Annotated in this window: 22 protein-coding genes; 7 read left to right on the top strand and 15 right to left on the bottom strand. The window is 66.1% G+C overall.

The window, feature by feature from the left end; genetic code table 11:
- Positions 1 to 9 precede the first annotated feature (9 nt).
- The 10 genes from A6F68_RS08055 to coxB all read right to left on the bottom strand — a co-directional run bounded on the left by A6F68_RS08055 (position 10) and on the right by coxB (position 8134).
- A complete protein-coding gene (locus tag A6F68_RS08055) occupies positions 10 to 594 on the bottom strand; it encodes an SURF1 family cytochrome oxidase biogenesis protein (RefSeq protein ID WP_067678349.1) in 585 nt (194 codons plus the stop codon).
- Positions 591 to 974, bottom strand: coding sequence for a DUF983 domain-containing protein (locus A6F68_RS08050; RefSeq protein WP_067678346.1), 384 nt, complete (start codon positions 972 to 974; stop codon positions 591 to 593). The genes A6F68_RS08055 and A6F68_RS08050 overlap by 4 nt, the downstream gene beginning before the upstream one ends.
- Positions 974 to 1798: a cytochrome c oxidase subunit 3 gene (locus A6F68_RS08045; RefSeq protein ID WP_067678344.1), complete on the bottom strand. Its 825-nt coding sequence runs from the start codon at positions 1796 to 1798 to the stop codon at positions 974 to 976. Before A6F68_RS08045 ends, A6F68_RS08050 begins: the two co-directional genes overlap by 1 nt.
- A gap of 87 nt (positions 1799 to 1885) precedes the next feature.
- Entirely contained in the window at positions 1886 to 2458 is a 573-nt protein-coding gene (locus A6F68_RS08040; RefSeq protein ID WP_067678342.1) for a cytochrome c oxidase assembly protein, read from the bottom strand.
- A gap of 4 nt (positions 2459 to 2462) precedes the next feature.
- Positions 2463 to 2585, bottom strand: a complete 123-nt coding sequence (locus tag A6F68_RS15375; protein WP_257784440.1) for a hypothetical protein — start codon at positions 2583 to 2585, stop codon at positions 2463 to 2465.
- Positions 2582 to 3499, bottom strand: coding sequence for a heme o synthase (locus tag A6F68_RS08035; protein ID WP_067678339.1), 918 nt, complete (start codon positions 3497 to 3499; stop codon positions 2582 to 2584). Before A6F68_RS08035 ends, A6F68_RS15375 begins: the two co-directional genes overlap by 4 nt.
- Positions 3496 to 4104, bottom strand: a complete 609-nt coding sequence (locus A6F68_RS15460) for a GIY-YIG nuclease family protein (RefSeq protein ID WP_074428295.1) — start codon at positions 4102 to 4104, stop codon at positions 3496 to 3498. The genes A6F68_RS08035 and A6F68_RS15460 overlap by 4 nt, the downstream gene beginning before the upstream one ends.
- A 155-nt stretch (positions 4105 to 4259) precedes the next feature.
- Entirely contained in the window at positions 4260 to 5219 is a 960-nt protein-coding gene (locus A6F68_RS08025; RefSeq protein ID WP_067678336.1) for an alpha/beta fold hydrolase, read from the bottom strand.
- A 70-nt stretch (positions 5220 to 5289) separates the two neighbouring features.
- Complete coding sequence (ctaD, locus tag A6F68_RS08020) at positions 5290 to 7011, bottom strand: cytochrome c oxidase subunit I (protein WP_067678333.1); 1722 nt, start codon at positions 7009 to 7011, stop codon at positions 5290 to 5292.
- 31 nt (positions 7012 to 7042) lie between these two features.
- A complete protein-coding gene (gene coxB, locus A6F68_RS08015; protein WP_074428294.1) occupies positions 7043 to 8134 on the bottom strand; it encodes a cytochrome c oxidase subunit II in 1092 nt (363 codons plus the stop codon).
- A gap of 188 nt (positions 8135 to 8322) precedes the next feature.
- On the opposite strand from coxB, the gene pyrE reads away from it, so the two are divergent.
- The 7 genes from pyrE to ruvX are packed head-to-tail and all read left to right on the top strand — an operon-like array spanning position 8323 to position 13663.
- Positions 8323 to 8901 carry an orotate phosphoribosyltransferase gene (gene pyrE, locus A6F68_RS08010; protein ID WP_067678328.1) on the top strand — a complete coding sequence of 193 codons (579 nt, stop codon included), beginning with the start codon at positions 8323 to 8325 and terminating at the stop codon, positions 8899 to 8901.
- A 1-nt stretch (position 8902) separates the two neighbouring features.
- Entirely contained in the window at positions 8903 to 9631 is a 729-nt protein-coding gene (locus A6F68_RS08005; protein WP_067678326.1) for a pyridoxine 5'-phosphate synthase, read from the top strand.
- Between the two features lie 10 nt (positions 9632 to 9641).
- Positions 9642 to 10043 carry a holo-ACP synthase gene (gene acpS, locus A6F68_RS08000; RefSeq protein WP_067678324.1) on the top strand — a complete coding sequence of 134 codons (402 nt, stop codon included), beginning with the start codon at positions 9642 to 9644 and terminating at the stop codon, positions 10041 to 10043.
- Positions 10040 to 10921 (top strand): signal peptidase I, encoded by an 882-nt coding sequence (gene lepB / locus A6F68_RS07995; protein WP_067678321.1) that lies wholly within the window; start codon positions 10040 to 10042, stop codon positions 10919 to 10921. Before acpS ends, lepB begins: the two co-directional genes overlap by 4 nt.
- Complete coding sequence (locus tag A6F68_RS07990) at positions 10918 to 12042, top strand: AI-2E family transporter (protein ID WP_067678318.1); 1125 nt, start codon at positions 10918 to 10920, stop codon at positions 12040 to 12042. The genes lepB and A6F68_RS07990 overlap by 4 nt, the downstream gene beginning before the upstream one ends.
- Positions 12042 to 13196 (top strand): DUF3089 domain-containing protein, encoded by a 1155-nt coding sequence (locus tag A6F68_RS07985; RefSeq protein ID WP_067678315.1) that lies wholly within the window; start codon positions 12042 to 12044, stop codon positions 13194 to 13196. The genes A6F68_RS07990 and A6F68_RS07985 overlap by 1 nt, the downstream gene beginning before the upstream one ends.
- Complete coding sequence (gene ruvX / locus A6F68_RS07980) at positions 13178 to 13663, top strand: Holliday junction resolvase RuvX (protein ID WP_067678312.1); 486 nt, start codon at positions 13178 to 13180, stop codon at positions 13661 to 13663. Before A6F68_RS07985 ends, ruvX begins: the two co-directional genes overlap by 19 nt.
- Here the strand turns inward: ruvX and ribB are convergent.
- The 5 genes from ribB to A6F68_RS07955 all read right to left on the bottom strand — a co-directional run bounded on the left by ribB (position 13660) and on the right by A6F68_RS07955 (position 18935).
- Positions 13660 to 14946: a 3,4-dihydroxy-2-butanone-4-phosphate synthase gene (gene ribB / locus A6F68_RS07975; RefSeq protein ID WP_067678309.1), complete on the bottom strand. Its 1287-nt coding sequence runs from the start codon at positions 14944 to 14946 to the stop codon at positions 13660 to 13662. The two genes, ruvX and ribB, sit on opposite strands and share 4 nt — an antisense overlap.
- A gap of 48 nt (positions 14947 to 14994) precedes the next feature.
- Complete coding sequence (locus A6F68_RS07970) at positions 14995 to 15693, bottom strand: NAD(P)H-binding protein (RefSeq protein WP_067678305.1); 699 nt, start codon at positions 15691 to 15693, stop codon at positions 14995 to 14997.
- Complete coding sequence (locus A6F68_RS07965; protein ID WP_067678302.1) at positions 15686 to 16846, bottom strand: deoxyguanosinetriphosphate triphosphohydrolase; 1161 nt, start codon at positions 16844 to 16846, stop codon at positions 15686 to 15688. The genes A6F68_RS07970 and A6F68_RS07965 overlap by 8 nt, the downstream gene beginning before the upstream one ends.
- Positions 16847 to 16998: 152 nt before the next feature.
- Complete coding sequence (locus tag A6F68_RS07960) at positions 16999 to 18129, bottom strand: S8 family serine peptidase (RefSeq protein ID WP_067678300.1); 1131 nt, start codon at positions 18127 to 18129, stop codon at positions 16999 to 17001.
- A 110-nt stretch (positions 18130 to 18239) separates the two neighbouring features.
- Positions 18240 to 18935, bottom strand: a complete 696-nt coding sequence (locus A6F68_RS07955) for an aspartate/glutamate racemase family protein (protein ID WP_067678298.1) — start codon at positions 18933 to 18935, stop codon at positions 18240 to 18242.
- Positions 18936 to 18972: the final 37 nt, after the last annotated feature.

Genomic DNA, 18972 nt, shown 5'->3' with positions numbered 1-18972 from the left:
AGCGCGGCTTTACGCGGGCGTAGCGCGCCACCGCTTTCGCAGCGCGAGCGCGTAGATCACGAGCGCGGTCAGCGCGAACAGGAACCACTGGACGGCGTAGGAGAGGTGGTTGTTCGGCACGTCGCGCGGGTCGGGTGCCGCGAGTTGCTCCAGACCCGCTAGGGGCGGCGACGCGACGAGCTTGACGCCGTCCCGATACGGACCGACGAAACCGCCCACCGCTCCGCCAGCCCAGGTCGCGGCTTGCGGGTTGCGCGACCAGCCCAGGGCTACGGCAGCGGCTGCCCCATCCGCCAGAACGCATTGCGCGATGTGCGCCCAGCCCGTCTCGCCCGTGGTCGAATTTCCCGCAACGACATCGACGCCCTTTACCGATGCGCAATCGATCCGGGCGCGCCGATACAGCGCCGCCTCCTGCTCGACCTTGCGCGTGGGCCAGGCGACTTCCGACGACATCGCGCTCGCGCGCTCGTACCTCAGAAGTTCCTCTTCCTTCTCGACCAAGCGCCCGAGTTGCCAGAAGCCGAGCGCGACCATAATCGCGACCGCGAGCAGCACGACGAGCGTCGCGAAGAACGGCACCCGGCGCTTCATTTCAGCCGACCCTCGCCTGCCTTGTTGCGATATTCGCTGGCGAGCAGTGCCGCCTTGGCGACCCGCAAGCCACCGATCGTCATGAGCGTCGCGAGCGGCACCCACAGCACGACGTGGACCCAGTAGGCCGGCTCGAAAGCGAGCTGGACCCAGATCGCCAGGACCGCAATCAACGCGCCGATGATCAGGATGAGGAACGCCGCCGGCCCGTCGCCGACATCGAACTTGGCGAAATCGAGTCCGCAGACCCGGCACTTCGGCGCAAAGCGGGCGACCCCGGCATAAAGCGTCTTCGCGCCGCACTGCGGGCAGAGACCGAAAAGGGCAGCCAGGGCGATCCCGGGCTGCCCCTTCGATGTGTCGGGCCTGTCAGGGTCCATCAGTGGATCGGCGCGCCCCACCCGCCCCAGACGTAAACGGCGACGAAGAGGAACAGCCACACGACGTCGACGAAGTGCCAGTACCACGCCGCCGCTTCGAATCCGAAGTGCTGCTGCGGCGTGAAGTGGCCCTTGTAGGTGCGGATGAGGCAGACGATCAGGAAGATCGTGCCGACGAGCACGTGGAAGCCGTGGAAACCCGTCGCCATGTAGAAGGCCGAGCCATAGGTGTTGGTCCCGAACGGGAACGGTGCCACCGAGTACTCGTAAGCCTGGATGCAGGTGAACAGCGCGCCGAGCAGGATCGTCAGCCACAGGCCTTTCTTCAGGCCTTCGCGGTCCCCGTTGATGAGCGAGTGGTGCGCCCAGGTCACCGTCGTGCCCGAGCAGAGCAGGATCAGCGTGTTGAGCAGCGGCAGGTCGAACGCGTCGAGGACTTCGAGCCCCTTGGGCGGGAACTGTCCGCCGATCACTTCGACCAGTTCGTTCGGGAAAAGGGCGAAGCTGAAGAACGCCCAGAACCACCCCACGAAGAACATGACTTCCGACGCGATGAACAGGATCATGCCATAGCGCAGGTGCAGCTGCACGACCGGGGTATGGTCGCCCGCCTGCGCTTCCTTCACGATCTTCGAGAACCAGCTGAAAAAGGTCGCGATGAGACCGGCGATGCCGAGGCCCATGACGATCGGCCAGCCGCTCATGCTCTCGCGATGCATGAACAGCACCAAACCGCTGGTGAAGGTGAGCGCCGAAAGCGAGCCGAGGAGCGGCCAGATGTCGGGCGGAAGGATGTGATACTGGTGGTTCTTGGCGCCGGCCATGAGGATTCTCGTCCCTGAAAACTGAAACGCGTCGAGCGAATTTCGCCCTGCCCTTAGTGCCCCGGACGCGCGGGGTCCAGAGGGCTTCTAGCTCTCCGGTTCGGAGCGGTGGAAAGTGTAGCTCAAGGTTATCTGTTCGACCCCGGCCGCGTTCGGATCGTCCTTCATCATCGGGTCGACGAAGAACAGCACCGGCATCTGCACTTCCTGGCCCGGCTGGAGGGTCTGCTCGACGAAGCAGAAGCACTGGACCTTGTTGAAGTACTGTCCCGTCTGGACCGGCGACACGTTGAAGCTGGCGGTGCCGGTCACGGGCTCGTCCGAGTTGTTCCGGGCGTAGTAGAACGCCATCTGCCGCTCGCCCAGCTTGACCGTCTGGGTCACCTGCTCGGGCCGGAAGGTCCACGGCAGATCGGAATCGACGTTCGCGTCGAAGCGGACCGATACGGTCGCCCCGGCCACTTGCTTGCCCGCGAATTCGGCGGCGATCGCGTCACTCAGGCTGGCGCGCTGGGTCGTGCCGCCGAATCCCGTCACCTGGCAGAATATCCGGTAGAGCGGCACCGAGGCATAGCCGAGCCCGAGCATCGCCGCCGCGAGCAGAGCGGCATAGAGCGCAACCTTGGCGTTGTTTCTCTGCAGGCTTGGTGCGGTGGCCATCGACTTATCCGAACTGGACGAAGGTGATCGCGTAGAAGAGCGCCACGAAGAACAGCAGCACCAGCGCGAGCGCGGTGTTGCGGCCCTTTCGGCGACGCTTGAACTCGGCTTCTTCTTCCGGCGTCATGCGAAAATTCCCTGTCCGTAAACGGCCCGGTCCGCTACCAGGGCGGCAAACAGCGCGAAGAGGTAGAGCACGCTGAAAGCAAACAGGCGCTTTTCGGGCTTCATGCTGTCACCCGCCTCAGCCCGGCGCAGCGCAACCGGCGCGGCGAGCGCGAGGAATACGAGGCTCAGCAGCACCGCGGCCCCGCCATAGACTGCCCCGGTCCCGCCGATGAACCACGGCGCGGCGGCGATCGGCAGCAGCAGGATCGCGTAGGCGAGGATCTGGCGGCGCGTGCTCGCCTCCCCCTTCACCACCGGCATCATCGGGATGCCGACCTTGGCATAGTCGGTCTGCACGAACAGCGCGAGCGCCCAGAAGTGCGGCGGCGTCCAGAAGAAGATGATCGCGAACAGCAGGACGGGCATCAGCGTGACGTCGCCGGTCACCGCGACCCAACCGATCATCGGCGGGAAGGCCCCCGCGCCGCCGCCGATCACGATATTCTGCGGCGTGCGCGGCTTGAGCCAGATCGTATAGACGACCGCGTAATAGACGATCGAGATCGCAAGGATGATCGCGGCAAGCCAGTTGACGGCCACGCCCATGACCATGACCGAAGCGCCCGACAGCAAGATGCCGAAGTCACGCGCGTCGTCCTTGCGCAGCCGCCCGCCGGGAATAGGACGCCCGGAAGTGCGCTTCATCCCGGCGTCGATGTCGGCTTCCCACCACTGGTTGAGCGCCGCCGCGCCCCCTGCGCCCATCGCGATGCACAGCACCGCGGTAAAGGCGATCAGCGGGTGGATGTATCCGGGGGCGGCGAGCAACCCGCACAGTCCGGTGAAGATCACCAGGCTCATGACGCGCGGCTTGGTCAGCGACAGGAAGTCGCGCCAGTCGGTCGGCAGGTAGAGGGCGGGTGAGTCGCTCATCGGGGGGCTGGCGCGCCTATAGGGACGAGAGGCGAAAAGGGGAAGCGCGTCGAGGGCTTGTCACACCTGTCACGGTGTCTCGGGCGAAAGGCCACACGAAAGTTACACCAAAAACCGGCCGGTTGGCGGACTGACCTCGGCTCGTTTTTCGCAAGCGCGAGCGCAGCGAGAGGAAGGGGAGCAGGACACAGTGCCACGTTGGCACATCGCGGTGCCTGTAGGAAAATGAAAAGCCGCCTTATTAAGCCCTCGCCCAACACTCTCCACCCCGCTCGGCCTGAGCTTGTCGAAGGCCCCGCGCCCACGCCCGATCCAAGGCCCTCAGCGCTCGCGTCCCCGAGCCAGCACAGAAATCCGGGCCCACCCGCTGCGATCGGCGATTCCTTCTTGGCTTTGCTCCACCCCTTGAGCGTGCGCTCGATAGCAAACGCCTCGTCGCGCGGCATGAAATTGTCCGACCAGACAAGCTGCACCGGCAGCCGCTTGGCCGTGTATCCGCCCAGCGCCCCGGTCATGTACTCCGCCATCCGCCGGTCGATGTCGTCGGTGTGGCCAGCGTAATAGCTGCCGTCACTGCAGCGCTGGAGGTAAGCGTGGAATGCCATCGCGCGAGGCTGCCGTTCGCGCGTGGCCTTCGACAAGCTCAGGCTGAGCGAGTTGTGATCTCGCTAGGTCTAATCTTCTTGCCCGCATACCACGTTGGTCGGTTCGCCAAGTTTGGGGACGAAAAATCTCGAGTACGAGTGCGTCAGTTCACTGTTTAGACCCGACCCAGCCAATCGAGCAGCAGTGCGTTCACCTTTCCCGGCCGCTCCTGCTGGGTCCAGTGGCCGACGCCCGGCAGCACATGCCCCTCCACCTTGGGCGCGAACATGCGCATCATCGCTACCGGATCGGTCACCGCGCCGAACAGGAAGGTCGCGGGGTCGCGACTGCCGCCGATGAACAGCGCCGGGCATTCGATGCGCTTGCCCTTCCAGCCCTGCAGCCACTCGAAGTCGCGCTCGTGGTTGCGGTAGCGGTTGAGAGGCCCGCGAAAGCCGCTCTGGCGGAACTCGTTGCCGTAGAAAGCGATGTCCTTGTCGGTCAGCCATGGCACCGGCTGGGGGTCGGGCAGGCCTTCTAGGAACTTCGCGCCGTAGGGCTTGTCCCAGTAGGTGCCAGGCGGCACGTCGCCGCAGATCGAATACATCATGCGGTGGACGAAGTTCTGCGGATCGGCCTCCGCTTCGGCTTCTGCGACGCCGGGTGCCTGGAAGTATTCCTGGTAGAAGTACTTGCCCTTCGACGTGAAGTGCTCGTGGAACACCTCGGTAAACGGACGGCTCGGCACCCCGGCGAAGGGCACGGAGAGGCCCGCGACCGCGTGAAAGCGTTCGGGGTGGGTCAGCGTCGTGTTCCAGACGATTGGCGCGCCCCAGTCGTGCCCGACGAGGATCGCGGGCGCATCGGGCTGGAGGACATCGGCAAGGCCGACGAGATCGCCGGCGATCTTCTGAAGCGAGTAATCGGCGATTTCAGGAGGCTTGTCCGACCCGCCGTAGCCGCGCACGTCGATCGCGCAGGCGGTAAAACCGGCTTTGGCGACGGGCCCGATCTGGTGCCGCCACGAGTACCAGCTTTCCGGAAAGCCGTGGACCATGATCACCAACGGCCCCGTACCTTCGATCGCGCAGCGCAATTTCACTTCGCCGGTGTCGATCAGGCGCATCTCGGGCATCGCGATCCTCCAAAGCAAACGGCCGGCCCTTTAGGGACCGGCCGCGCGCTTTTCGTCAAGCAGCTACCGCTCAGGCGGTCGCCGTGCCCTTCGGCATGTGGTTGTGGTAATCGTGGTCGTCCTCGATCACCGGCAGCGTTTCGAACTGGTGGAACGGCGGCGGGCTCGACAGGCTCCACTCGAGCGTCGTCGCGCCCTCGCCCCAGTAGTTGGCTTCGGCCTTCTTGCCCGCGAACAGCGCGTAGAACACGTTCACGAAGAAGAAGATCATCGAGCCGGCCATGATCGTGTAGCCGAGCGAGCTGATGTCGTTCCAGTACGCATAGGCTTCGGCATAGTCCGGGTAACGGCGCGGCATCCCCTGCAGCCCAAGGAAGTGCTGCGGGAAGAAGATCACGTTCACGCCGATGAAGAAGCCCCAGAAGTGCAGGTGGGCCAGAAGCTCGGAGTGCATCCGGCCGCTCATCTTCGGGAACCAGTAGTAGAAGCCCGCGAAAAGGCTGAACACCGCGCCCATCGACAACACGTAGTGGAAGTGCGCGACCACGAAGTAGGTATCGTGCACCACGTCATCGATGCCGCCGTTGGCGAGGTAGACGCCGGTCACGCCGCCCACGGTGAACAGGAAGATCATGCCAAGGGCCCAGACCATGGGCGACTTGTACTCGATCGATCCGCCCCACATCGTGGCGATCCAGCTGAAGATCTTCACGCCGGTCGGCACCGCGATGACCATCGTAGCCGCGGTGAAGTACATCTTCGTGTTCACGTCGAGGCCCACGGTGTACATGTGGTGCGCCCAGACGATGAAGCCGACGACGCCGATGGCGACCATCGCATAGGCCATGCCGAGGTAGCCGAACACCGGCTTGCGGCTGAACGTCGCGACGATCTGGCTGATCATGCCGAAGCCCGGCAGGATCATGATGTACACCTCGGGGTGACCGAAGAACCAGAAGAGGTGCTGGTAGAGCACCGGGTCGCCGCCGCCGTCGGCCGCGAAGAACGTCGTGCCGAAGTTGCGGTCGGTGATCAGCATGGTGATCGCCGCGGCGAGCACCGGCAGCGCCAGCAGCAGCAGGAACGCGGTGACCAGGATCGACCACACGAACAGCGGCATCTTGTGCAGGGTCATTCCCGGCGCGCGCATGTTGAAGATCGTGGTGATGAAGTTGATCGCGCCCATGATCGAGGCGGCACCGGCAAGGTGCAGCGCAAAGATCGCGAAGTCGGTCGCCGGGCCCGGCGAGCCGCTGGTCGAGAGCGGCGCATAGACCGTCCAGCCGGTGCCCGCGCCGTTGCCGGTCGCATCGCCGGGCACGAACAGGCTGATGCACAGCGAGGCGAAGCCCGCCACGGTCAGCCAGAACGAGATGTTGTTCATGCGCGGGAAGGCCATGTCGGGCGCGCCGATCATCAGCGGTACGAACCAGTTGCCGAAGCCGCCGATCATCGCCGGCATGACCATGAAGAAGACCATGATCAGGCCGTGCGCGGTGATCAGGACGTTCCACGCGTGGAGGTTCGCCTCGAAGCTTTCCGCCCCGCCCATCATGCTGACCCAGCCGCCGAGCACCTGGATGCCCGGCTGGGCGAGTTCCATGCGCATCACGCCGGAAATCGCGCCGCCGACGATGCCCGCGATGATCGCGAAGATCAGGTACAGCGTGCCGATGTCCTTGTGGTTGGTCGACATGAACCAGCGGGCGAAAAATCCCGGCTTGTGATCGGCATCGTGATGCGCGTGATCGTCGTGGGCCTGGAAGTGGCTGGTATCGGCGGTGGTGGCCATCGTTTTGGTCTCTACGCTTCGAATAGGGTGATCAGGCGGCGGGAGCGGCTTCGGTCGCCGGAGCTTCGGCGCCTTCGGCAGGCTGCTGCGCGGCGGTCTCGGGCTGCTGGAGCGGCGCGACGGCGGGCGCGGCGGCTTCCTCGGGCTTGCCGACGGTGCCGCCCTGCGCGCGGACCCATGCCTCGAACTGCGGACGCGGCAGCGCCTCGACCGCGATCGGCATGTAGCCGTGCTTGGCGCCGCACAGTTCCGAGCACTGGCCGTAATAGATGCCCGGCTCCTTGATCATCAGCCGCTTCTCGTTGAGGCGGCCGGGAACGGCGTCGAGCTTGAACCACAGGCTCGGCACGGCGAAGGCATGGATGACGTCGGCGGCCGTGGTCTGGATGCGGATCCATTCGCCGGCCGGCACGACCATGCGGTTGTCGACCGCGAGCTGGCCGGGTTCGCCGCGCCGCTCCGCTTCGTCTTCAGGCAGCATGTTCGAGATGACCTCGAACCCGCCGTTGTCGGGATAGGTGTAGCCCCAGTACCACTGGTAGCCCGTGACCTTGACCGTCACCGCATCCTTCGGCGCCGACTGGTACTGTGCCGACAGCAGGCTGATCGACGGGATCGCGATACCGACGAGGATAAGGACCGGAAGCAGCGTCCAAACGACCTCGATCAGCGTGTTGTGGGTGGTGCGCGAAGGAACCGGGTTGGCCGAGCGGCGGAAGCGGATCATCGTGTAGAGCATCAGGCCCAGCACGAAGGCACTGATGATCGCCATGATCCAGACGAGCGCGTTGTGGAACGGCACCGCCTGCTCGCCGATGGGCGAATACTGCTTCTGCACGTCGAGGCCGCCGGGGGTCGGCTGGCCCTTGATCCACTCGGGACCGAGCGGCTTGTAGGCCGAGGCCCCTTCGGCGACGTCGGTGGTCGAGGCATCGGCCTTGTCGTCCACCGCGCCGATCGCGGCGGCACCGGTTTCCGCGGCTGCCGGAGCGGCCTCGGTCGCAGCGGCGCGTTCGACCGCCGGTGCGGCGTCCTGCGCCAGAGCGGCCTGCGGGGCGAGCGCCACGAGCAGCGCGGCCCACAGCGGGGCAAGGATTCGGGCGGTCGATTTGCCGAGGATCATCGGTGCGAAGCTTTCCGTCTTATGCCTGTTCTTGGTGCCCGGTTTTCCGCCCTCATGGCAGGCCGGATGAACCCCGCTGACGGGGGTTTGGGCGGGCCTATACGCGCGCTTGCCCCATGCCTCAAGCGCTTCTAGGGAGATTTTTGCCCGCCTTTCCCCACCCTCAACCGAGCCCGCACGATCCGCCGATGACCGACGAAGAAGTCCTGCACGAATTCCGTAGCTGCGATGCCCTGCTGGAAGGGCACTTCAAGCTGTCAAGCGGACGGCACAGCGCGCACTACCTGCAGTGCGCCCGGGTGCTGATGAACCCCGACCGCGCCGGGCGGCTCGCCATCGCGCTCGCGCAGAAGCTGCCGCGCGATCTCAGAAGCCAGATCGACGTTGTCGTCAGTCCCGCGATGGGCGGCCTCATCATCGGGCACGAGATGGGCCGCGCACTCGGCAAGGACGCCGTGTTCCTCGAGCGCCCCGAAGGCACGTTCGAACTGCGTCGCGGTTTCCGGCTGGAGCCGGGCGCGAAAGTCCTGATGGTCGAGGACGTCGTCACCACGGGGCTTTCCAGCCGCGAAGCCATCGCCGCGGTCGGCCGGGAAGGCGGCGAGGTCATTGCCGAGGCGGCACTGGTCGACCGCTCGAACGGGACGGTCGATCTGGGCGTGCCGTTCTACCCGCTGATCGACATCAACTTTCCCAGCTATGCCGAAGACGAAGTTCCCCCTGAACTCGCCGCGATTCCGGTGTCCAAGCCGGGGAGCCGCAAATAAATTGACCCAGCGTCTCCGTCTCGGCGTCAACATCGACCACGTGGCGACGATCCGCAACGCGCGCGGCGGCGACCACCCCGACCCGGTGCGCGCGGCGGAGATCGTCGCACGCTGCGGCGGCGACGGGATCACCGCGCATCTGCGTGAAGACCGCCGCCACATCCGCGACGACGACCTCGCCCGTATCCAGGCGGCGACCGACTTGCCGCTCAACCTGGAAATGGCCGCGACCGACGAGATGCTCGAGATCGCGCTGCGCCACAGACCGCACGCCGCGTGCATCGTGCCCGAACGGCGCGAGGAGCGCACGACCGAAGGCGGGCTCGACGCCGCGGGGCAGCACAATCGGCTCGCCCCGATCGTCAGCCGCCTGGCAGACGCGGGCATCCGCGTCAGCCTCTTCATCGCCCCCGAAGAGCGCCAGATCGAGGCCGCGCTACTTCTCGGTGCGCCGGTGGTGGAACTGCACACGGGCGAATACGCCCACGCGACGGGTGAGCAGGTTGAGGGCGAACTGCGGCGGCTTGCCGACATGGCCGCCCTCGCCGCCAAGAACGGGATCGAGCCCCACGCCGGCCACGGCCTGACTTACGACAACGTCTTGGCCGTAGCCGCCATCCCCCAGCTCGCCGAGCTCAACATCGGCCACTACCTCGTCGGCGAAGCGGTGTTCGTCGGGCTCGAGGCGGCGGTGGTGCGGATGCGGGAGCTGATGGACCTGGCGCGATGAGGGGCATGCGGTGATCATCGGCCTTGGCAGCGACCTCACCAACATGGACCGCATCGCCAACTCGCTCGAGCGGTGGGGCGAGAAGTTCGAGGCGCGCTGCTTCACCGATGTCGAGCGGGCCAAGGCGGCCAAGCGCCCCTTTACCCGCGTGGGCACCTTCGCGAAGCGCTGGGCGGCCAAGGAAGCCTATGCCAAGGCGGTCGGCACGGGGTTCAGGCGGGGCGTGTTCCACAAGGACATCGGCGTCGTGAACGCCCCCTCGGGCGCGCCCACCCTCGCGCTGACTGGCGGGGCCGCCAAGCGGCTTGCCGAATTGGTGCCGGACGGCCATGAGGCGCGTATTCATCTCACCCTAACCGACGACCATCCATGGGCGCAGGCCTTCGTCGTGATCGAGGCCCTACCCCGATGACCTCCTTAAGCGAAATCAACCCCTTGAGCACCTCCGACAAGAAGCGCGAAAAGATAGACTGGCTGGCCGAACTGCGCGGCCTGGGCCTTATGCTGCTCGCCGTGCTGGCGTTCCACAGCCTGGTCGCCAAGCCTTTCTACATCCCATCGACCTCGATGGTGCCCAACCTGATGGTCGGCGACAGGCTGGTGGTCTCGAAGTATCCCTATGGCTGGAGCTGGGTCTCGGCCTCGTTCCACGTCCTGCCGCGCGGCGACTGGCGCATCCTGGGATCGACCCCCGAGTATGGCGACATCGTCATCGCCGTGCCGCCGACGCGCGACGAGGACTACATCAAGCGCGTGGTCGCCCTGCCCGGCGACCGGATCGCGGTGGTCAACGGCCAGATCGTTCTCAACGGCAAGCCGGTGCCGCAGAAGGTCGAGCCCGATATCCGAATCCCGGTCGATTCGCAGGTCTGCAACGGCACCCCGTGCCTCGATTACTTCGAGGGCTTCCGCGTCCGCTCGCCCGACGGCAAGGATTACTACGAAGTCCCCGCCCGGCGCGAGACGCTCCCCAACGGTGCGACCTACCGGATCGTCGACCACCGCCAGCAGCCGCTCGACGACATGCCCGAAATTTCGGTGCCCAAGGGTCACGTATTCCTGATGGGCGACAACCGCGACCATTCGGCCGACAGCCGCGCGGAAACCTGGGAGAGCGGCCTCGGCGGGCCGGTCCCGCTCGAGAATGTCGGCGGCCGCGCCGAGTTCATAACCTTCTCGCTCGACGGCACGACGACGCTCAACCCCCTGACATGGTGGAGTTCCTTGCGTGAAGGCCGTGCATGGTCCACTTTGCGTCCGGCCATCGCAAAGGGGACGACGGGCGAATGAGCGACACCGCGCCGCACGAGCACAGCCACCCGCACGCGGAGGGCGACGTCGGCGCCAGTCCCACGCGAATCGCCAACCCGGCTCTTCGCCTCGAGGCCAATCGCGCGGCGATCTGGGCCGGGGTGATCGGGCTGGCCGTGCTCGCGGTCTACCTGGCGCAGTCGCTGCTGGTGATTTTCGGGGCGCTGGTTTTCGCGGCCATGCTCGACGGCGGCGCGCGCCTGCTCGGTCGGTTTCTTCCTATCGGGCGCGGCTGGTGCGTCGCCATCGTGCTGCTGCTGGGAACATTGTTCACCGTGTGGCTGGTCATGTTCGCCGGGTCGCAGATCGCGGAGCAGGCGGCCCAGTTCCCGGCGCTCATTACCGAGCAGGCGGCCAAGGCGGTTGCATGGCTCCGGTCTAAAGGCGTCGCGATCAGCCAGGACGATATCCAGGGCATCGCTGGCAGCCTCGTCAGCGGAGTCGGGACCGTCACCCGTGCCATCGGGGGCGTTTTCGGCGCGCTGACGACACTTCTGCTGATCGTCATCATCGGCATCTACCTTGCGATCGATCCGCGTCCGTACGAGCGCGGTCTTTCGTGGATGGTGCCGGAAACCAAGCGCGACGATCTCGCCGACACGCTCAGCCATATGGCCTACACCATGCGGCGACTGCTCGCGGGCCGGCTTCTGGGCATGTTCGCGGAAGGCATCTTCACCTACGTCGCGCTCACGCTCGTCGGGGTGCCGATGGCGGCGCTGCTGGGCCTCATCACCGGCATCCTCGCCTTCATTCCCAATATCGGGGCGATCATCTCGGGCGTCCTGATGGTCCTGGTCGGCTTCTCGGGCGGGACCGAGATGGGCCTGTGGACGATCGGGATCTATCTCGCGGTGCAGAATTTCGACGGCTACGTGCTCGTGCCGATGATCGCCAAGAAGACGGTCGATCTCGCGCCGGCGCTGGTTCTCGGCTTCCAGCTGATCATGGGCGTGCTGTTCGGCGTTCTCGGGCTGACCTTCGCCGATCCCATGCTCGCGATGATCAAGGTCGCGCTGGAGCGTCGCTCGCACAGGCTCGAGGAAGACGACGAGGGTGAAGCCTCGTCTGCTGATGGAGCGGAAGCGGCGATCGCCTGATGGCCCGCAAGTTTCTCTATTTCGTCGCGTTCTGCATCGTCGTCGTGATCGCCGGCGCCTTTGCGCTGGCTATCTGGTCGCAGCAGCTGACCCGGCTCGCATTCGTTCCTTCGGCAGAGTTCGTGGAGCAGTCGCCGCTGGCCGCCAATGCGTATCAGGATCCGGCGATGTGGCTGTCGCGCCCCGGGATGGGCGTGAACGACCCCGCGCGCTGGCAGCCCGCCTTCGAGGACGAAAACGACCGCTCGCTCCTTCCGACCCCGGCCGATCCTGAGGAAGAGAAACCGCGCGAATTCGCGGTGTTCTTCGTGCATCCAACCAGCTTCCTCGACAGGAACCGCTGGAACGCCCCGCTCGACGATGCGGAGGCCAATCGCATTGCGCGCATCTATGCCCGCGGAATGGCGAGCCCGTTCAACCAGTCGAGCGAGATCTGGGCGCCCAAGTACCGGCAGGCGACATTCGGCGCGTTCCTCGCCGAAAGTCCCGAAGCGACCAAGGCGATCGATGCGGCCTACCGCGACGTGCGCGATGCGTTCCGCGTGTTCCTCGCCAGTGTCGATCCCGACGACCCGATCGTGCTGGCGGGCCATAGCCAGGGCTCGCTGCATCTCCTGCGCCTCCTGCGCGAGGAAGTCGCGGGCAAGCCGCTCGCGACACGGGTGGCGGCGGTCTACGCGGTCGGCTGGCCGATCTCGCTGGAGCACGACCTGCCCGCGCTCGGTCTCCCCGCCTGTGCGACCGCCGAACAGGCCGGCTGCGTGATGAGCTGGTCGACCTTTGCCGAGCCCGCCGATCCGGGACCGCTGCTGGAATCCTACAGCGAATCGAAGGGTTTCGATGGCCAGCTGCGCGGCGATAGCGCGTTCCTCTGCTCCAATCCGCTCACCGGCGGGATCGGCGGCTCTGCCGACGCGGGCGCAAACCTGGGCGCCCTGGTGCCGAACGGCGACCTGTCACATGGCTCGCTCATCCGGGGCTACGCGCCCGCCCGTTGCGACGATCGCGGGCTGCTGCTGATCGGTGCCCCGCCCGAAATGGGTGATGCCGTACTCCCAGGCAACAACTACCATGTCTACGACATCCCGTTGTTCTGGGCGAACCTGCGGGAGGACGTGCGGCGCCGGGTTTCGGCATGGACCCCGCCCCGCTGATCACCGACAGCGCGCGCGACTATGCCGCGGCCCTGCCCGACGGCGGAGCCCTGCTCGCGCTCGACCTCGGCACCAAGACCATCGGCACCGCGCTGTGCGACGCGGGCTGGCGCTTCGCCAGCGCACACAAGACGCTCGAGCGGGGCAAGTTCGGGCGCGACCGCGAACTTCTTTCCGCGCTGGCGCGGGAGAGAACGGTTCGCGGCATCGTGATCGGCCTGCCGCGCAACATGGACGGCAGCGAGGGCCCGCGGGCGCAGGCAAGTCGCGCCTATGCCCGCAACCTGTCCGCAGCGCTCGGCCTGCCGATCCTGCTATGGGACGAACGCTGGTCGACCGCGAGCGCCGAACGCGCGCTCATCGAACAGGACATGAGCCGCGGCAAGCGCAAGGAGCGGATCGACGCGCACGCAGCGGCGGTGATCCTCCAGGCGGCGATCGACGCGCTTTCGGGTAGCGGCTTCTAGGTCAGCGACCGCTGGCCCACGATGCTCAGGCCGTACCCTTCGAGCGCAACCAGCGAATGCTCGGTGTTGGTCAGCAGCACCATGTCGTGCACGCCCAGCTCGGCCAGGATCTGCGCCCCGCCGCCATAGTCGCGCTGCTCGCTCGACGGCAGCACCGAGGGGCTCTGCTGGCCAAGCTGGCCCATGCGGATCGAGGCGCTGACGTATTCGGCCGTGGGCCGGTTGATCAGCACGATCACACCCGCGCCTTCCTCGCCGATGATCTGCATGGCGCGTTCGACCATGCCGCCCCGCAGGTTCTCCTCGCCGAAGACATCGGGGAACAGGGAGAGGCTGTGCATCCGCACGAGCGTGGGCTGGTCCGCCCGCACTGCACCCTTGACCAGCGCCAGCGTCTCCTCGCCGGTAGCCTTGTTGAAGAATGCGACAGCCTGCCACTCCCCGCCCCAACGGCTCGCGAACCGACGCTCGGCGCGCCGTTCCAGCAGATGGTCGTGCTGCCGGCGATAGGCGATGAGGTCGCGAATCGTCCCGATCTTGAGATCGTGCAGCCGGGCGAACCGGACGAGGTCGCCGAGGCGCGCCATTGTGCCGTCCTCGTTCATGATCTCGCAGATCACGCCCGAGGGGTTGAGCCCGGCAAGGCGGCTGATGTCCACCGCAGCCTCGGTATGGCCCGCACGCACCAGCACTCCGCCATCGCGGGCTACCAGCGGGAAGACGTGGCCGGGGGTGACGATGTCGTCGCGAGTCTTGGTGCCGTCGATCGCCACCGAAACGGTGCGCGCGCGGTCGGCGGCGGAAATGCCCGTCGAAACACCCTCACGCGCCTCGATTGAAGTCGTGAATGCCGTCTCGTGCCGCGTGCGATTGTTGCGGCTCATGAGGTCGAGACCGAGCTGGTCGACCCGCTGGCGGGTCATCGCAAGGCAGATCAGCCCGCGACCGTGCCGCGCCATGAAATTGATCGCGTTGGGCGTCGCCATCTGCGCCGGGATGATCAGGTCACCCTCGTTCTCGCGATCCTCGTCGTCGACCAGGATGAACATACGGCCGTTGCGAGCCTCGTCGATGATCTCTTCGGCGGATACGATCACCGGACGCTCGTCGTTGGCGGAGAGGAACACGTCGAGCTTGCCGAGTGTGTCCGCGGTGGGATTCCAGCTGTCTTCGAGGCAATCGCGCAGCGAATTTGCATGCAGGCCTGCGGCTCTGGCCAGCGCGGCGCGGCTCATGCGGTTTTCGGCGACAAGCTCGCGTACGCGGTCGATGGTCTGGTTCATGCGACTCGCAATATCACATCCTAATGTGATTGCGACATCAAAATGTGATCACTCGTCGAGATGCACCAGCGACAGGCTCGCTGCCGCGCGCAGTATGGCGTCATTGTCGTGGACGAACCGACCTGCCGCCTTGCGCATCGCCAGCGCCATGGCCGCCTTGGCCACCAGTTCCGCCTTGATCGAGCGGTAAGCGCGATACTTCCCCTGCATCGCCATGTCGGCAAGCGGGCTGAGCATAATGGCGATCCGCTCGGCGGCCCGCAGGTCACCGGTGCGTCGTCCCTTCAGGAGGCCGGGCCGCAGCACGTCGAGCCGCTTGAAGCGGATTGCCGCCAACTCCCGCTCGACCTCTCCCTTGGTGCGAAGGTAGCGATTTTTGGACAAGGCATCGGCGCCTGCCGAACTGACCGTCACGAACCGCTCCACCCCTTGCGCCTTGGCCGCACGGGCAGTGGCGATGACGAGATCGTGATCGACCGCGCGGAAAGCCGCCTCGTCGCGTCCCGACTTCTTCCAAGTCGTTCCCAGGGCGCAGATGACCGCGGTCGGGCGGATCGCCTCGAAGACCTCTCCCCACTTGGTCGGATCGGCGACGAACATCTCCATGCGCGCGCCGGCAGGCAGCGGCGCCTCACGCCGGGCGATGGCGACCAGCCGCACATCCTCGCGCCCGACGGCGAGCTTCATGATCTCTCCGCCGATCAGGCCGGTGGAGCCGACAAGCGCAATGCGCAGGGGATCAGACATTCCGCAGCCCCTCGGGCTCGCGGCCGAAGATGGCGGTACACTGGCGAATGGCGAAGCGGTCGGTCATCCCGGCAATGAAGTCCGCGAGGTGCCGGCTGCGCTCCGGCTCGTCCTTCGGCAAGGCCGCGCGCCATTCCTGCGGCAAGGAGTCCGGGTTCTGGTCATAGGCGGCGAACAGGCGGGAAACGACATCGCGGGCGCGAGTGGCGGCCATGAGCTGTTCGGGGTGATAGTAAAGGCGCTCGTACATGAACGCCTTCAGCGCCCGTTCCTCTTCCGCCATTCCCGTCGAGAAACCGGCAAGCGGCGCCTCGTGTGCACGCACGTCCGCCACGCTGCGCATGCCTTTCGCGTTCGCACGGGTCGTTTCGATCACGTCGTTGACCATCAGCCCGATCCGGCTGCGCACGAGTTCGCGCAGACGCTGGTCGACGCTCGCGTTCGGATAGCGCGCCTCGATCGCGCGGTACTGGTCGGCGATCGGCGCGAGTTCGAGCAGGTCGTCGAGCAGCAGGAACCCGGCGCGCAAGCCATCGTCGATGTCGTGGTTGTCGTAGGCGATGTCGTCGGCGATCGCGGCGACCTGCGCCTCGAGGCTGGGCCATGCGCCGAGATCAAGCGGAAATGTTTCGTCGAGTTCGGCGAGCGCCCAGTTGGGCGTCGCGACCGGCCCGTTGTGCTTGGCGAGGCCTTCGAGCAGGTCCCACGACAGGTTGAGGCCGGGGTGGTCGCAATAGGGACTCTCGAGCCGCATCAGGACGCGCAGCGTGTGGGCGTTGTGATCGAAGCCGCCGCGCGTCGCCATCGCTTCCTGCAGCGCTTCCTCGCCGGCGTGGCCGAAGGGCGGGTGCCCGATGTCGTGGGCGAGACACAAAGCCTCGGTCAGGTCCTCGTCGAGGCCGAGCGCGCGGGCGATGACGCGGCCGATCTGCGCGACCTCGATACTGTGGGTCAGCCGGGTGCGGTAGTGATCGCCGTCCGGCGCGATAAACACCTGCGTCTTGGCCTTGAGGCGGCGAAAAGCGATCGAATGCACGATCCGGTCACGGTCGCGCTGGAATTCGCTGCGCGGGCCGCGGGTACCTTCTCTATTCTCCGCGAACTCACGCCCTCGGCTGGCGGCAGGATCGGCGGCGTAGGGTGCGAGTGTCATCGGTGGCCAGCGGTTAGGCGGGGCGCCTCACGCGGGCAACGGGAACAGGTCCGGAACACTCGGAAAGCGCCCGATAAAACGGGCCGCGCATCGAAAAGACGCGCGGCCCGCAAGGGATCCGGCCAGGTGCGACCCGCCGGAGATCGTTCGGATCAGCGAACGCCGATAGGATCCGGGCTGCCGTCCTTGTCGCCTGAAATCACGCCGCCGCTGCGCGGCGTGCCGAGCAGGAGGATCCCCGCGAGGTGCGGAGATGCCATCGAAGTGCCGGAGATCGTGTTGTAGCCCCCATCCTTCCAGGTCGACGGGATGCTGACGCCGGGCTCGGCCCATTCCACGCCGAGACCGTAGTTCGAGAAGCTGGCAAGCGCCTTCGACTGGGTCATCGCCGATACCGCGAACACGTTGTCGGTCTTCGAGACGCCGCCGGCACGCGCCGGAGAGTGGTTCTTGGCATCGTCGGTCTCGTTACCCGCCGCGAGCGCGAACTTCAGTTTCGAGCCGGCCGCAAGGACTGCATCGTCGAGAGCCTGCGACACGGGCCCGCCAAGGCTCATGTTGGCGACGTCGCCGGCGCTTGCGGCGGTTCCTACATAATCGACGCCGGCAATCACGCCGGAATAGGAACCCGAGCCACGTCGATCGAGCACGCGTACCGCGACCACGGTTGCCCCGGCCGCCACGCCGACCACGCCGGTCGAATTATTGATTGCCCCGACGGTGCCCGCCACGTGCGTGCCGTGGCCATTCTCGTCGTTCCAGCCGCTGCGCGAACCGGTGAAGTCGCGGCTGCGTGTCTGGTCGACGTTCAGGTCGGGATGGTCGGCATCGATCCCGCTATCGATGATCCAGGCCGTCTTGCCCACTCCGTTGCCCGCGCCGCCGACCGCCTGGATACCCCAGGGAACCGACTGCCCGGTCGAACCGCCACCGCCGCCGCCGGGACGCGCCGCCGCGTCGATCGGCGGGATGCGCGCGACCTGATCCTGCTCGCAGTAAGCGATCGACGGATTCGCACGGCGCATCGCCGTCACGGCCTGTTCGCTCATGTTGGCGGCGAAGCCACGAATGGTTTTGCGGTACACGAACTTGACCGCACCGCCGTGCGCCTTGGCCGCGGCGTTGGCGCGACCATTAACCTCGTCCTTCGCGACGCGGTCGTTCTTGAACACGCAGATGTACTGGTTCGCGATTTTTTCAGCATGCGCCGGAGTGGCGGCGATCCCCATCGCCAATGCAACAACGCTCGCGGCCGCGAGGCGGCCGACAACCCGGTTTTTCATCTATGGTCCCTCCCTATCAGGAAAGGCGAGAATGCCGCGTGCCGCATCAATTGGAATAGACAAAGATCATTAGGGCCTTCGTAACCATGCGCCCTGTCGCAAGAGTGCAACTATTCGTCGCCGGTCAGCCAATCTACGGCCGCCCGGCAATGGGCTCGGGTTGAATCGAACACCGGCAAGACATTGGCGTCGACGTCCACCACCATCGACAGTTCGGTGCAGGCGAGCACGATCGCTTCGGCCCCTTCGCGTTCCTTGAACGTGATCCAGGTCTTCATCGTCCGCTCCGCCTCGCGGCTCGCCTTGCCGACCATCAGCTCGTCGTAGATGATCCGGTCGATCTTCTCGACCTGCTCCATGTCTGGCGGCAAGAGGTCCACGCCGTGACTGACCAGTCGGCGGCGGTAGAAGCTTTCGGTCATGACGTTGCGGGTGCCGACGATCGCCGCACTCTTTATACCGGCAGCCTTCATCTCCCGTCCCACGCAGTCGGCGATGTGGAGCACCGGTACGCCTGCAGCTTCGGCCACGCGATCGTAGACCTTGTGCATCGAGTTCGCACAGATGAGAAGCGCGCCCGCGCCCGCATCGGCGAGCCTGCGGGCGCTGTCCGAAAGGACCTCGGCCGCGTGGTCCCAACCGGCATCCTCCTGGATTGCGCGAAGGGTGGCAAAGTCGAGGCTTTCGATGAGAAGTGGCGCGCTGGACCCTGGCGAGACCTTGCGCTGTACGCCGCGATTGATGAGTTCGTAATAGTCGCGGGTGGAGGCCCAGCTCATGCCCCCGATCAGCCCCAACTTGCGCAAAGCAACACTCCCTCGATCCATCGTACGCGCCTTGGCC

Origin of the sequence: Tsuneonella dongtanensis (assembly GCF_001698205.1) — a bacterium.
GTDB classification, from domain to species: Bacteria; Pseudomonadota; Alphaproteobacteria; order Sphingomonadales; family Sphingomonadaceae; genus Tsuneonella; species Tsuneonella dongtanensis.
Note: the sequence above shows the minus strand (reverse complement) of the source record. Positions and strands in the feature narration are given on the sequence as shown.